This window comes from Arthrobacter glacialis, assembly GCF_002909415.1.
GTDB classification, from domain to species: Bacteria; Actinomycetota; Actinomycetes; order Actinomycetales; family Micrococcaceae; genus Specibacter; species Specibacter glacialis.
Genome location: NZ_PPXB01000003.1, coordinates 182320 through 195732 on the forward strand (window position 1 = coordinate 182320; position 13413 = coordinate 195732).

Annotated in this window: 14 protein-coding genes and 1 riboswitch; of the genes, 6 read left to right on the forward strand and 8 right to left on the reverse strand. The window is 62.4% G+C overall.

Going from position 1 to position 13413, the window contains the following annotated elements; genetic code table 11:
• Positions 1 to 26 precede the first annotated feature (26 nt).
• Positions 27 to 614, reverse strand: a complete 588-nt coding sequence (locus tag CVS28_RS04480) for a helix-turn-helix domain-containing protein (RefSeq protein ID WP_103480789.1) — start codon at positions 612 to 614, stop codon at positions 27 to 29.
• A 197-nt stretch (positions 615 to 811) separates the two neighbouring features.
• On the opposite strand from CVS28_RS04480, the gene CVS28_RS04485 reads away from it, so the two are divergent.
• Entirely contained in the window at positions 812 to 2284 is a 1473-nt protein-coding gene (locus CVS28_RS04485) for a sodium:solute symporter family protein (RefSeq protein WP_243399707.1), read from the forward strand.
• A gap of 169 nt (positions 2285 to 2453) precedes the next feature.
• Positions 2454 to 2567: riboswitch (SAM riboswitch) on the forward strand.
• 13 nt (positions 2568 to 2580) lie between these two features.
• Positions 2581 to 2868, forward strand: a complete 288-nt coding sequence (locus CVS28_RS04490) for a hypothetical protein (RefSeq protein WP_103466126.1) — start codon at positions 2581 to 2583, stop codon at positions 2866 to 2868.
• 110 nt (positions 2869 to 2978) lie between these two features.
• Here the strand turns inward: CVS28_RS04490 and CVS28_RS04495 are convergent, their stop codons facing one another.
• On the reverse strand, positions 2979 to 3206 hold the full coding sequence (locus tag CVS28_RS04495) for a biotin/lipoyl-containing protein (protein ID WP_103466125.1): 228 nt from the start codon (positions 3204 to 3206) through the stop codon (positions 2979 to 2981).
• 208 nt (positions 3207 to 3414) lie between these two features.
• On the opposite strand from CVS28_RS04495, the gene CVS28_RS04500 reads away from it, so the two are divergent.
• Entirely contained in the window at positions 3415 to 4506 is a 1092-nt protein-coding gene (locus CVS28_RS04500) for a VIT1/CCC1 transporter family protein (RefSeq protein ID WP_306418495.1), read from the forward strand.
• Positions 4507 to 4586: 80 nt separating this feature from the next.
• On the opposite strand, the gene CVS28_RS04505 is transcribed toward CVS28_RS04500, so the two are convergent.
• Positions 4587 to 5708 carry an LOG family protein gene (locus tag CVS28_RS04505; protein WP_243399692.1) on the reverse strand — a complete coding sequence of 374 codons (1122 nt, stop codon included), beginning with the start codon at positions 5706 to 5708 and terminating at the stop codon, positions 4587 to 4589.
• 98 nt (positions 5709 to 5806) lie between these two features.
• On the opposite strand from CVS28_RS04505, the gene CVS28_RS04510 reads away from it, so the two are divergent.
• Positions 5807 to 6112, forward strand: a complete 306-nt coding sequence (locus CVS28_RS04510; RefSeq protein ID WP_103480791.1) for a rhodanese-like domain-containing protein — start codon at positions 5807 to 5809, stop codon at positions 6110 to 6112.
• Positions 6113 to 6198: 86 nt separating this feature from the next.
• Here the strand turns inward: CVS28_RS04510 and CVS28_RS04515 are convergent, their stop codons facing one another.
• The gene (locus CVS28_RS04515) at positions 6199 to 7026 is read right to left on the reverse strand and encodes an aldo/keto reductase (protein WP_103480792.1); all 828 of its coding nucleotides are present in this window, start codon (positions 7024 to 7026) and stop codon (positions 6199 to 6201) included.
• 25 nt (positions 7027 to 7051) lie between these two features.
• Positions 7052 to 8239 (reverse strand): MFS transporter, encoded by a 1188-nt coding sequence (locus CVS28_RS04520; RefSeq protein WP_103480793.1) that lies wholly within the window; start codon positions 8237 to 8239, stop codon positions 7052 to 7054.
• 153 nt (positions 8240 to 8392) lie between these two features.
• Between CVS28_RS04520 and CVS28_RS04525 the strand changes: the two genes are divergently transcribed.
• Together CVS28_RS04525 and CVS28_RS04530 are read left to right on the forward strand one after the other, a co-directional pair.
• Positions 8393 to 8851, forward strand: a complete 459-nt coding sequence (locus CVS28_RS04525; RefSeq protein WP_103466120.1) for a MarR family winged helix-turn-helix transcriptional regulator — start codon at positions 8393 to 8395, stop codon at positions 8849 to 8851.
• A 46-nt stretch (positions 8852 to 8897) separates the two neighbouring features.
• Complete coding sequence (locus CVS28_RS04530; RefSeq protein WP_103480794.1) at positions 8898 to 10268, forward strand: NAD(P)-binding protein; 1371 nt, start codon at positions 8898 to 8900, stop codon at positions 10266 to 10268.
• A 117-nt stretch (positions 10269 to 10385) separates the two neighbouring features.
• On the opposite strand, the gene sucD is transcribed toward CVS28_RS04530, so the two are convergent.
• The 3 genes from sucD to CVS28_RS04545 form a co-directional block, all read right to left on the reverse strand.
• A complete protein-coding gene (gene sucD, locus CVS28_RS04535) occupies positions 10386 to 11288 on the reverse strand; it encodes a succinate--CoA ligase subunit alpha (RefSeq protein WP_103466118.1) in 903 nt (300 codons plus the stop codon).
• A 15-nt stretch (positions 11289 to 11303) separates the two neighbouring features.
• Positions 11304 to 12473, reverse strand: a complete 1170-nt coding sequence (gene sucC, locus CVS28_RS04540; RefSeq protein ID WP_103466117.1) for an ADP-forming succinate--CoA ligase subunit beta — start codon at positions 12471 to 12473, stop codon at positions 11304 to 11306.
• A gap of 172 nt (positions 12474 to 12645) precedes the next feature.
• Entirely contained in the window at positions 12646 to 13389 is a 744-nt protein-coding gene (locus tag CVS28_RS04545; RefSeq protein ID WP_103480795.1) for a hypothetical protein, read from the reverse strand.
• Between the last annotated feature and the right edge of the window lie 24 nt (positions 13390 to 13413).

Below are 13413 nucleotides of genomic sequence, written 5' to 3' on the forward strand. Positions count from 1 at the left end.
AGTAGCCAATTCTCAAGACGCATGGGCTAGTTTCCGCCGGATCCGGACGCCGCGGGAACCAGAATCCACAGGGCTTCCACCGGCTGGGCCGAGCGGTTCTCCCAGCTGTGGGGCTCCCGCCCGGGGAAGGACAGGGTGTCCCCCGCCGTCAAGTCATAGGATTCCTGGGTCATGCGCAGGGTCAGTTCGCCGCTGATGATATGCAGAACATCCACGTCACAGTCCACCGCGTACAGTTCGGTTTCGCCGCGCCCATAGGGCTCAATCGTGGCGGCAAGAATTTGCAGGCGCCGCTCGGAGCGCGAGGTTAGCAGGCGCTCAACAATGCCTTCGCCACCTAGGGAGATCCGCGGACCTTCACCTTTTCGGCTCAAGTGGGTTTCCGGTACCGCGAAAAGTTCGCCGATGGAGATCGAGAGGACCTGGCACAGGGTGACCAGTGAGGCAACGCTGGGTGAGGTGAGGTCACGCTCCACCCGGCTCAGGAATCCCTTGGTCAGCCCCGTGGCGTCAGCCACCTGCTCAATGGTCAGCCGCTGGTCTTGGCGTGCGGCACGGATGCGCGACCCAATGGCCACGGGGTTGGTGCTCGGTTCCAGGGGCAAAGCTTTCATGGCGGCTCCTCACGACACGTCCAGCCGTCAAGATTTTCAAGCGGCACATTGACTGTAACTACCATCACAGTTTAGCCTAATAGACAACAAATGTTGCTTTACGGGCAATAATGACTCGGGGCTTTCCCCTACTTCTTCCTACACTGGAGCATCTCGTGGACTTAAACGTCGCCATAGTTGTCATTTATTTGGTGGCCATGCTGGCCTTTGGCTGGTGGGGAAAATCGCGCACTAAGAATAACAGCGACTTCCTTGTTGCCGGACGCCGGCTGGGCCCCTTCCTCTACACCGGAACCATGGCCGCCGTCGTCCTCGGTGGCGCCTCCACGGTGGGTGGTGTGGGGCTTGGCTACAAGTTCGGCATCTCCGGCATGTGGCTTGTTGTTGCCATTGGTGTTGGCGTGCTCCTGCTGAGCCTGCTGTTTGCGCCGACGCTGCAGAAACTGAAGATCTACACCGTCTCGCAAATGCTGAGCCTGCGCTACGGCCAGGAAACTACCAAGGTTTCGGGCATCGTCATGCTGGCCTACACCATCATGATTTCGGCAACTTCCACCGGCGCCTACGCAACCATCTTTGTGGTGCTGTTCGGTTGGGACAGGTGGCTGGCCATCGCCGTCGGCGGCGCGATCGTCTTGGTCTACTCGACCATTGGCGGCATGTGGTCCATCACCTTGGCAGACCAGGTCCAGTTTGTCATCAAGACCGTGGGCGTCTTCATGCTCATGCTGCCGTTTGCCTGGAACGCTGCGGGCGGCATTGACGGCATCCGTGAGCGCGTGGATGCAAGCTTCTTCCAGTGGGACGGCATCGGCACCCAAACCATCATCACCTACTTTGTGGTTTACACGCTGGGTCTGCTGATCGGCCAGGATATTTGGCAGCGCGTCTTTACGGCCCGCACCCCGGAAGTCGCCCGATGGGGCGGCGCCACCGCCGGTATCTACTGCATCCTCTACGGTGTGGCCGGTGCACTGATCGGCATGGCAGCCTCCGTGGCCCTTTCCGCAGATGTGGAACTCAAGGACGACGTCTATGCCCTCGTGGCCACGGAACTGCTGCCCATCGGCGTTGGCGGCATCGTACTGGCCGCCGCCGTGGCAGCCATGATGTCCACGGCATCCGGCTCACTCATTGCCGCCGCCACAGTAGCCCGCAAGGACGTTGTGCCCTTCGTGGCCAGCTGGTTCGGCAAGGACATCGACAACTCCGATTCCGCCAACCCCGAACACGACATCAGGGCAAACCGCTGGTACATCTTGGTAATCGGCATGCTTGTTGTGCTGATCTCCATCGTGGTCAACGACGTGGTGTTCGCCCTGACCATCGCCTACGACATCTTGGTAGGCGGCCTTCTCGTGGCAATCATTGGCGGCCTCATCTGGAAGCGCGGCACGGGCCTGGGCGCAGCATGGTCCATGGCCGTTGGCTGCTTGGTCACCATCGCATCCTTGGTCATCTACGCCACCGGCATCATCCACAGCGCCGATGGCATCTACGCCAACGAACCCATCTACTTCGGTTTGGCATCCTCGCTCATCGTCTACGTTGTGGTTTCCCTGCTGACCCCGGCCACCCCGGCCCACATCCGCAAGGTCTGGGACGACCGCCTCGCTGCAGCAGCCACGGATTCCAACCCGGAAGACGTGCCTGCGCAGCTTCAGAAGTAGCCCCGCTTTTCCAACTGACCCGCAGAAATCGACGAAAATACGCGTTTTTTACGCCATTTTCGGCGATTTCTGCGGGTCAGTTGTTCTTTAATGTACGACGGCGGGAGGTGACGTAATTTATGACGTCACCTCCCGCCGTCGTACGTTTAAGGAGTAACGTAAGGGACAGCTTCAAGAGATGCGATGCCAAGCTCCGACTGGTCGCACGCCAACCCCATGTTCACAGGGTGGCTCGGATGAGGAAGCGGCCGGCGGTGACTGGATCCGCGGGCAAGAGCAATCACAAAGGCCCCGCCATGACTTTCATCTCCGTCGCCCATGCACAGCGCGCCAAGACGTCCAAGAATCCCAACGGCATTCCGGTGCTGCCCGCCGTGGACGTGAATTTGGGCACCGTCACCTTTTTCACCCCCACCGGGCACCGCGCGTACTTCTCCGCAGACCCGGCCCTGCTGGTGGATGCCCTCGCCGCTGCCGTGCGGCCCGCGCACTGGATTGCCGAGCTCGGAACGTTGGTTGTCACCGTGGCCCAGACGGGTTCCCGGGCCGGGCGTCGGCTGGGCTTCAAGCTCGAAAACTACTGAACCGTTAGGTGCCGGTTCCGAATTCGGACGGCACTGGCGCAAAAAGACGGCGCTCTACCGCCATCTTTAAGCGCGAACGCCGTCTCTTTTCACAGTTGACTGGCACCGGCCTACTCGATGGTGGCAATGACGGCACCTTGGGCCACTTCGTCACCCTCCTGGACTTGCCACCTCAAGGTGCCGGCTGCGGGGGCGTTGATCTCGGCGTCGAACTTCTCGATGGTCACCTCGGCGATCACCTGGTAGGCGGTCACCGTGCTGCCGTTGGGCGCACGCCAGTCGATGAGGACGCCGCAGTCCTGCGGGTCCCCGGTCATCATCGGAAACAGTACTTCCATGGCCAGCGCGCCTTCCGGGACGTGGCCGCAGTGTGCGCGGCCGTTGGAACTAGAGCCTATGCGAGTTCGCCGGTGCAGGGAATGCCAATATTGGCTGCGGAGCGGAGCGGCCACGTTGCGGTGCACCTAAACTTTTTCGCTAGGGGAACCGGCCGAAAAACCGCGGGAATCCGGGCTACAGTAGGGGCTGAGTCGAGGAGATCCCCAAGTGTCAACAAGCAATCCGAGCCCCGCACAAATCAAGCGATGGCGGCAATATCTGGCCGACGAGCGCGCTGAAGCCGCCGTCTACCGTGACCTGGCCAAGCGCCGCACCGGCGAAGAAAAGACTATCCTGACGGCCTTGGCAGCTGCCGAGGGCAGGCACGAGCAGCACTGGTTGAACTTGCTGGGCGACCATGCCCACCCGCCCCTGCGCCCGTCCGTGCGCAACCAGCTCTTAGGCCTTTTGGCACGGCGTTTTGGTTCAGTGTTTGTCTTGGCTCTGGCCCAACGGGCGGAGTCCAGATCCCCCTACGCCTCCGATGCTGACGCTACCGATGCCATGGCGGCCGATGAATCCATCCATGAAGAGGTCATTCGTGGCTTGGCAGCCAGGGGCCGGAACAGGCTTTCCGGTTCGTTCCGGGCAGCCGTTTTTGGTGCCAATGACGGCCTTGTCAGCAACCTTTCCCTGGTCATGGGCATGGCCGCAACCGGTGTAGGCAGCCAGGTGGTGTTGTTCAGTGGCATTGCCGGTTTGCTGGCCGGGGCCCTGTCCATGGGTGCCGGTGAATTTGTTTCAGTCCGCTCCCAACGCGAGTTGCTGGACGCCTCCCAACCCACCCAGATCACTCTCTCTGCGGCGGCTTCGCTGGACCTTGAAAACAATGAACTGGTGCTGGTCTACCTGGCCCGCGGCATGTCCCGCGACGTCGCCGAGCACAGGGCTGCCGAGCGCATGGGCCAGTTCAGTTGCGACTGTGATCCCAGCTTGTCGCTGCAGCCCGAGCAGTTTGAAGCGACAAACAGCCACGAAACCCTGGGCACGGCGTGGGGCGCCGCCGGCTCCAGTTTCTGCTTCTTCGCCTCCGGAGCCATCATTCCCATTCTGCCGTTCCTGTTTGGCATGACGGGCATGGGCGCCCTGGTGCTCGCCTGCGTCTTGGTGGGCATTGCACTGCTGGGCACGGGCGCAGTGGTTGGCCTGCTGTCCGGGGCATCGCCACTGTGGCGTGGCCTGCGACAGCTCGCCATCGGCATGGGCGCAGCGGCAGCAACCTACCTCCTGGGCCTGCTCTTTGGCACTGTGGTGGGCTAGCAACCTCAACAACTGGCCCGCAGAAAACGGCGAAAATCGCATCAAAAGCGCGTATTTTCGTCGTTTTCTGCGGGCTACTTCTAGTTGGTGGTGAGCAAGGCGCAGGCTTCCTCCACCGTATCCACCACATGGACCATGGTGTCCATGGCCCTCCCCCTCGCCAGCGCGGTCAGCAGTGGCAAGACGGGCAGCTCGGTTTCCCAGTAGCTTCGACCAACAAGGATCATCGGTGCCACTGCTGTTTCGGCCGCATAATAGTTTTCGCAGGCGTCCTGGAAAATCTCCTGAACCGTCCCGGCAGCACCGGGCAAGAACACAATGCCACCGCCTGAGCGGTCGAGCAAAACCGCTTCTCGGAGGGCGTTGGTGAAGTACTTGGCAATTTTGGTGGCGAACATATTGGGCGGTTCGTGGCCGTAAAACCAGGTGGGAATTCCCAACGTTTGGGCGCCGTCCGGATACGCCTGAACCACCGCGTGTGCCGCCCGGGCCCAGTCGCTGACCGAAGGCCGGAAGCCGGGGACGGCAGCCAAGGTGGACAGGGCACTTTCCAGGGTCCCGCCGTCGTACGGGGAAAGGTAGGCGCCCAGATTCGCGGCCTCCATGGCACCGGGTCCGCCGCCGGTTGCCACCAGAAAGCCGGCCTGGCTCAGTGCGCGCCCCAACTGCGCAGCCTGCGCGTACTGCGCACTTCCCCGCGCCGCCGCGTGGCCGCCCATGACGCCCACCACGGGACGGTCAAGATGCTCCAGAAACTCGTCGAGGGCGTCGGAAATGGCATGGTCGTGCATGGCCGTGGCAAGGGTGGCGTGGAGGGCGGGCGCGTGACCTGCTTGCATGCTCCACTGGTAAATCCGGGCGTCGGGCACACTTTCATACTGCGCCGTACCGATCCCCTCGAAGAGTTCGGCGCCGGTGTACAGGTGGCCACGGTACGGGTTGAAAGGGATGTGCGGCAGCGTGGGGAAGATCAAGGCGCCGCGGCTGCGCAGCAATTCCTCCACGCCCTGGGCAAAAGTGCAGCCCATAAAGATGGCCCCCGAGGCCCTCAGTTGCACCAGTTCGGCCGACCGTTCCCTCAAATCCACGGATTGAAAGTGCCACCCGTGCATGGATTTGGTGCCGTGGGCCACCAACGCATCAAAGCGTTCCAGCTCTTCAATCTCAACATTGCGGGCACGGGGTGCAAGAGGCGCGTTCACGCCCCAAGCTTAGTGGCTTGCGCCTAGTCTGGAAGTAACAGTTTCCATGTTCGACGCCGGCCCCTGGCTGCCCGCCGAACCCACCTTCAGGAGCACCCGTGCAGGAAATCACCCCCACCGACATTTTGGCAGCAGACCCGGATGTCCAGATCGTCGACGTACGCGAGGCCGCCGAGCTCGCCACGGGCATGATCGAGGACGCCGTCCACATTCCCTCGGGCGAGGTTCTGGCTCGTGTTGGAGAGCTGGATAAGTCACGGCGCATCATCGCCGTTTGCCACGGCGGCGGCCGCAGCGGCCGGGTGGCACAGGCGCTCACTGATCTTGGCTACAACGCAGACACTCTTACGGGCGGAATGAGCGGCTGGGAGGCCGAAGGGCTGCCCATGGTGCCGGTGCAGTAAATACCCCACGCTGTCGAAACGGTCATGCGCTGCTGATAAATCAGCAGCGCATGACCGTTTCTGTGTCCTAGCCGTGTTGGCCGTGGTTAGCCGTTGAACTCCGCCGGGTGCGGACCCGTGCGGCCGTCCCGTTCCAGAGCATCGAGGGCGCCCATCTCCGCAGCCGACAATTCAAAGCCCAGAATGTCCAGGTTTTCCGCGATGCGGGCCGGGGTCACCGACTTGGGGATGATGACGCGGCCCTGCTGCAGGTGCCAGCGCAAGATCACCTGCGCCGGGGTGTATCCGTGGGCCACAGCAATGGCCACTACGGCCGGATCACTCAGCACGGCGCCCTGCGCCAACGGGCTCCAGGCCTCGGTGGCAATGCCGTTGGCGGTGTTGAACGCAGCAATGTCCTGCTGCTGCAGGGCGGGGTGCAACTCAATCTGGTTGACCGCAGGCACTGTGCCGCCCAGGGCAATGATCTTCTCCAGGTGCTCGGGCAGGAAGTTGGAGACGCCAATGGCGCGCACCTTCCCGGCCGCCAGCAGTTGCTCCAGAGCCTTCCAAGACTCCAAGTACAGCTCAGTCGCCGGCGCCGGCCAGTGAATCAGGTAGAGGTCGAGGTAGTCCAGGCCCAGCTTGGCCAAGCTGACATCAAACGCAGCCAGCGTTGCTTCAAGTCCCAAGTCCGCGATCCAGGCTTTGGAGGTGACGAACAGTTCCTCGCGGGGCAGTCCGGATCCGGCCAGGGCGCGACCCACGCCTTCTTCATTGCCGTAGATGGCGGCCGTGTCGATGCTTCGGTACCCGGCAGCCAGAGCCGCCGCGACAGCCTGCTCGGTTTCGGCGTCGGGCACCTGAAAGACGCCATAGCCAATCTGGGGCATGTCCACGCCGTTGTTGAGGGAAAGGGTGGGGATGGAATTCATGGTGTTCTCCTTGTGATTGAAAGAATTAGACGTGGGAAAGTTCGACGGCGGCGGGCTGGCTTGCGGTGGCAAGCTTCCGCCCGTTCGCTGCGGCGTAGGCCATGACGATGACGGCCAGTGCTGTTAGTCCGGCCCCGGCCCAGATGGGTGAGGTGTAGCCAAGTCCGGCCGTGATGGTGACCCCGCCCAGCCAGGCGCCGAGGGCATTGCCCAGGTTGAAGGCGCCAATGTTGGCACCGGAGGCGAGAGTTGGCGCCGCTGCAGCGTATTTCATGACGCGCATCTGCAGGCCGGGCACCGTGGCGAAGCCAAATCCGCCCATGAGGAACAAGGACGCGATGGTCATGATCTGGCTGGTGGCCGTCAGGGCAAAGACGGCCAGAATGACCACCAGGATGGAGAGGACCACCAGCAGCGTCTTGTCGACATTCTTATCCGCGGCCTTGCCTCCGAGTGTGTTGCCGATGAACAAACCGACTCCGAAGAGGATGAGCAGCCACGGGACACTGCTTGCCGCGAAGCCCGTGACGTCGGTCAGCGTGAACGCTATATAGGTGAAGGCACCAAACATGCCGCCGTAGCCAAGCACCGTGACAGAAATCGACAGCCAGACCTGGCGGGACTTGAAGGCGCGCAGTTCACCGCGCAGACCCGCACCGCGTTCGTGCTTCAGGTTGGGCACCAGGACCAGGATGCCAATCAGTGCAATGACGCCAATGGCCGTGATGGCCCAAAATGTTGAGCGCCAGCCGGCGTGCTGTCCCAGCAGAGTGCCGAAGGGAACGCCCAGCACGTTGGCGGCCGTGAGGCCTGTGAACATGATGGCAATGGCTCCGGCCTTCTTGCGGGGGGCCACCATGTCTGCAGCCACCACCGCGCCAATGCCAAAGAACGCACCGTGACACAGGGCCGCGATGACGCGCCCGATCATCATGGTGGTGTAATCCGGTGCCATGGCCGAGATCAAGTTGCCCACAATAAACAGGACCATCAAGCCCGCCAGAACGGGCTTACGCGGAAGTCGCGTGACAGCAGCTGTGAGGAACAGCGCCCCAATAACAACACTCAGGGCATACCCGGAGATGAGCCAGCCGGCGGTGGCTTCACTGACGGAAAAGTCCGCCGCTACTTCGGGGAGCAACCCCATGATGACGAATTCGGTGAGTCCAATGCCGAACCCTCCGAGGGCTAGGGCTATCAAGCCGAGTGGCATGATTCTCCTTCTAGGGGCTTGGGTAAAATAAATAAGGAGCGTAAGCTAGTAGTTGCAAGCGCTTCATAAATTGTTGCACACGCAACTATAGCGCGCAAGCAACTAAATTGCTTTTGTGCTGCATTGCACATTTCCCGTGAAAGGAATCCGCCCATGGGCATCAGGGACGACGCCGTTGAAATTCGCGCCCAAGGGTGGCGGACACTGGCCGCGCTCCATGGCTTGATCGAGGCAAGCATGGAGAAAGCCCTGACCAACGCCGCGCAGCTTTCAGTAGTGGAATACACCGTCCTGGACGCCCTGAGCCGGCAGGACGGCTGGCACATGCGCATGCAGCAGCTGGGCCGGGCCACGGCGCTGAGCCCCAGCGCCACCACACGCCTGGTCAACCGGCTTGAGGATCGTGGGTTGCTGACCCGCATCCTGTGCGCCGACGACCGCCGTGGGATCTACACGGAACTGACGGCAGCGGGCTCGGAACTGTTGGACACGGCACGCCCCGTTCACGACGAAGCACTGGAGTGCGCACTGGCCGAGGCCGCCCTGTTGCCGGAACTGGCCCCGTTGGTTCAGGCACTCCCCCAACTTCACGCCGTCGTACCTGCCCAGTAAGCCCCACCCCATTGCTCCGCCACCCTTAGGGTGCTTGGATTAGTCCATGGAGCGCATTGTGGATGCGGACTATCTTGTGGTCGGGGCGGGTGCCACGGGCATGGCGTTCACCGACGCGCTGATTGACCACACCAAGGCTCGCGTGGCCCTCGTGGACCGGCGCCACGGGGTTGGCGGACACTGGCTCGACGCCTACCCCTTTGTGCGCCTGCACCAAGCTTCCGCCTTCTACGGCGTGGCCTCAACATTGCTCGGCGGCGGCCTCGTGCAGAGCCGCGGGCCGGAGGCCGGGCTGCACGAGCGGGCCGATGCCCCCGAAATTTGCGCCTACTACTCCCATCTTCTGGGCGGCCGCCTGCTGGAGTCCGGCCGGGTTGAGTTCCTGGCCAACTGCGACTACACCGCAGATCGCCGGGTCCGTTCACGCATCTCCGGAAAACAGTTCACTGTTCCGCCGCAGTGCCGGATTGTCGACGCGCGGTACCTCGCCCCGAGCATCCCGGCGGACACAGCGCCGCCGTTCGAGGTCGCTGACGGCGCCCGCGTGATTCCGGTCAACGGTTTGGCGCACCTGGCCGAGGGAGCCAGCCAGTATGTGATCGTCGGATCCGGTAAATCCGCCACAGACGCGTGCATCTGGCTCCTTGCCCGCGGCGTGGACGCAGCTCAGATCTGTTGGGTGCGGCCCCGCGATCCTTGGATGCTCAACCGGGCGGTGGTGCAGCCAGATCCAACGGTGGTCCTGGGCATGGCCGCGGACATCATGGAGGCGGCTGGGACCGCCACATCGCTGGAGAACTTGTTCCTCCGGCTTGAGGATGCTGGCATCATGGTGCGCATTGACCGCGCCTTTACACCCACCATGGCGAAGACACCTACGCTGGCCACGTGGGAGCTGGAGCAACTGCGCACCATTGAGCATGTGGTGCGGTTGGGGCATGTCCGCTTGGTTCAGCGGGGACGCATCACCCTCGAAGAAGGCGCAGTCACCCTAGCCAAGGATGCGATCGTGGTGCACTGCGCCGCGTCCGGCTTGCAGTACCCACCCAACGTACCTATCTGGGGCCGTACGGCGATCACGTTGCAGCCCATCCGGGCCGGATTCCCCTGCTTCGGGGCAGCCCTGGCGGGGTATGTGGAAGCCACGCGCAGCGACGATGCCGAGAAGAACCGGCTGTGTCCACCAACGCCGTATCCCAATTCGCTGGCGGACTGGGCAAGAATGAACCTGCTGGGCACCCGCGCCACCATGTCGTTTGGGTCCCAACCAGACATCAAGGAGTGGGCTAACGGCGTGGCACTCAACCCGGCACGGGTCCCGCCGGAGCAGGACAGGTCCGCGGCATTAAATGCTGTGCTCGCTCGCCTGCAAGTCCAGGTTCCTCGCGGCTTGGCGGCACTTGCCGAGCTCATCTGAGCATCGTCGCCGAGTCAGCGAAAAGAGCGGCGAAAGGAACCTCGGAGGACACAAAAAAGCGCGGCCGCCACACCATTAATGGTGCAGGGGCCACGCTTTTTATGCGTTACAGAATACTTACAGTGCTGCGAAAACTTCGCGCAGCAGTGTGGCGGTCTCGGAAGGCGTCTTGCCGACCTTCACGCCAGCAGCCTCGAGGGCTTCCTTCTTGGCCTGAGCGGTTCCTGCGGAGCCGGAGACGATGGCGCCGGCGTGGCCCATGGTCTTGCCCTCGGGAGCCGTGAAGCCTGCAACATAACCAACAACGGGCTTGGTGACGTGGGCCTTGATGTATTCGGCTGCGCGCTCTTCAGCGTCGCCACCAATTTCACCAATCATGACGATGGCCTTGGTCTCCGGGTCCGCCTCGAACGCAGCAAGTGCGTCGATGTGGGTGGTGCCGATGACGGGGTCGCCACCGATGCCGATGGCGGTGGAGAAGCCCAGGTCGCGCAGCTCGAACATCATCTGGTAGGTCAGGGTGCCGGACTTGGAAACCAAGCCGATCGGGCCCTTCTGGGTGATGTTGTTCGGGGTGATACCAACCAGCGCTTCACCGGGGGTGATGATGCCGGGGCAGTTCGGGCCGATGATGCGGGTGATCTGGTTTCCGGAAGCGTCAACCTTGGACTGGGCCAGGGCCCAGAACTCGGCAGCGTCCTGTACCGGCACGCCTTCGGTGATGACAACAACCAGCGGAACGCCGGCTTCGATGGCCTCAACAACAGCATCCTTGGTGAATGCCGGGGGAACGAACACGATCGAGACGTCGGCGCCGGTCGTGGCAACGGCCTCGGTGACGGTTCCGAAGACGGGCAGTTCAACGTCGCCGTGAACAACAGTGGTGCCGGCCTTGCGTGCATTCACGCCGCCAACAACCTGGGTGCCAGCCTTGAGCATCAGAGCGGTGTGCTTGGTGCCTTCGCCGCCGGTGATGCCCTGGACGATGACCTTGGAATCTTTATTCAAGAAGATAGACATAAGTTTTCTAAACCTCTACTTTGCTGCGTGGGCGAGTTCGGCAGCCTTGTCGGCGCCCTCGTCCATCGTGGCGGCCAGGGTGACCAACGGGTGGTTGGCTTCGTTGAGGATGCGACGGCCTTCTTCAACGTTGTTGCCGTCGAGACGGACAACGAGGGGCTTGTTCGCAGCAGAACCGAGCTCGGCCAGTGCGCCAACAATGCCCTTGGCAACAGCGTCACAGGCGGTGATGCCACCGAAGACGTTAACAAAGACGCTCTTGACCTGGGGGTCGTTGAGGATGACGTCCAAACCAGCGGCCATGACCTCTGCGGATGCTCCACCACCAATGTCCAGGAAGTTGGCGGGCTTGACGCCACCATGGTTCTCGCCTGCGTAAGCAACAACATCCAGCGTGGACATAACCAGGCCGGCACCGTTGCCGATGACGCCAACTTCGCCGTCGAGCTTGACGTAGTTCAAGTCCGCAGCCTTAGCCTTGGCTTCCAACGGGTCAGCCGCAGCAGCGTCTTCGAGCTTGGTGTGGTGGGGGTGGCGGAAGTCGGCGTTCTCATCAAGAGAAACCTTTCCGTCCAAGGCAACAATGTCGCCAGCGCCGGTGCGAACCAGCGGGTTGACCTCAACCAGTGTTGCGTCTTCCTTGACGAAGACGTCCCACAGCTTGATGATCGCGTCGGCAACCTTGGGAGCGAGCTCCGCGGAGAAGCCTGCAGCGGCGACGATCTCGTCAGCCTTGGCCTGATCGATGCCCACGGCGGGGTCAACGGCGACCTTTGCCAGGGCCTCGGGGCGCTCAACTGCGAGTTCTTCGATCTCCATGCCACCCTCTACCGAGCACATGGCCAGGTAGTTGCGGTTGGCGCGGTCCAGCAATACGGAGAAGTAGAACTCCTCGGCAATGTCTGCACCCTGGGCGATCATGACCGTGTTAACGGTGTGACCCTTGATGTCCATGCCAAGAATGGCGGAGGCGTGCTCGAACGCTTCGTCAGCGGTTTTTGCAACCTTGACGCCGCCGGCCTTGCCGCGGCCACCGACCTTTACCTGTGCCTTGACGACTGTGACGCCGCCAATCTTCTCGGCTGCTGCTTTTGCTTCTTCAGGGGTGTGCGCCACGATGCCGGCCAACACGGGAACGCCGTGAGCCTCAAACATGTCGCGCGCCTGGTATTCAAACAGGTCCACGGATTGGTGTCCTTCTACGTCGAAGTAGTGATTTCGAGGGGCGTTGACCCCTTCCACACATTACCGCGTCGATGTCAAAGCACATACTTGGCCAATTCGCCACAGTCATGGCGAGTTATTCACCTCACAAAGTGCCCCTTTTGGCGCCCGACGGCGTTACTTTCCTTACGTTTTACCCTGAGACCGGCGCTGGGCTGCTTTGGGCGGCCGTTGCAGGTGGTTTCCCGGGGCCAAAGATTTCGTATTTTTCGGCGGCGAGGAAAAAGCCCAGCCCGCTGGCCAGATTGGCGCACGCAACGCCGTCGTCCATGGGGGCACAGCGGTAGCCCTGGGATTCCATGGCCGCACCCGGCACCAGGGCGGGGATGCTGCCCATGAGTTGGTTGACGGTTCCGCGGGCACCAAACGCCGCCTCCACGGCCGTCACGCCCGCCCGGCAGCCGCCATAGACGGCCTCCTCGGGCAGGAGGGTGGCAACCCCGCCCAGGTAGCCAACGTTGCTTCCGGCGCAGCTGTCCTGCACATCGGCGGCATGGACCTGCGGGTAGCTGACCATTTGGCAGTTGACAGCAGGGATGATGGGCGCCGCTGCGTTGGCGCTGTCATTGAAGTTGTTCGGCTCCCACGGCTGGTTCAAGTGCCCCGCCCGTGAGGTGGTGAAAACGCAGGCGATGTTGCGAGATTCGGTGATGAACTGCGGCAGTTCGGTGGTGGCTGCATCGTCGCTGGGCTGCGCAACGGGCGTGGCCTTGAGCCTGTCAACGTACGTCAGCGGCGCAGTGGGGCCAGCCGTGGCTGTGGCTTCGCCGCCGCCGACTGGCACGGTAATACAGCCGGCCAAGCTCAGCGCCGCCACTGCAGCCAGCACGCTCCATAACGCAGTTGGGCGGGCGGCCATCCGGTTGGGCTTGTTCATGGAACAAGCTTGCCGCATTGATGG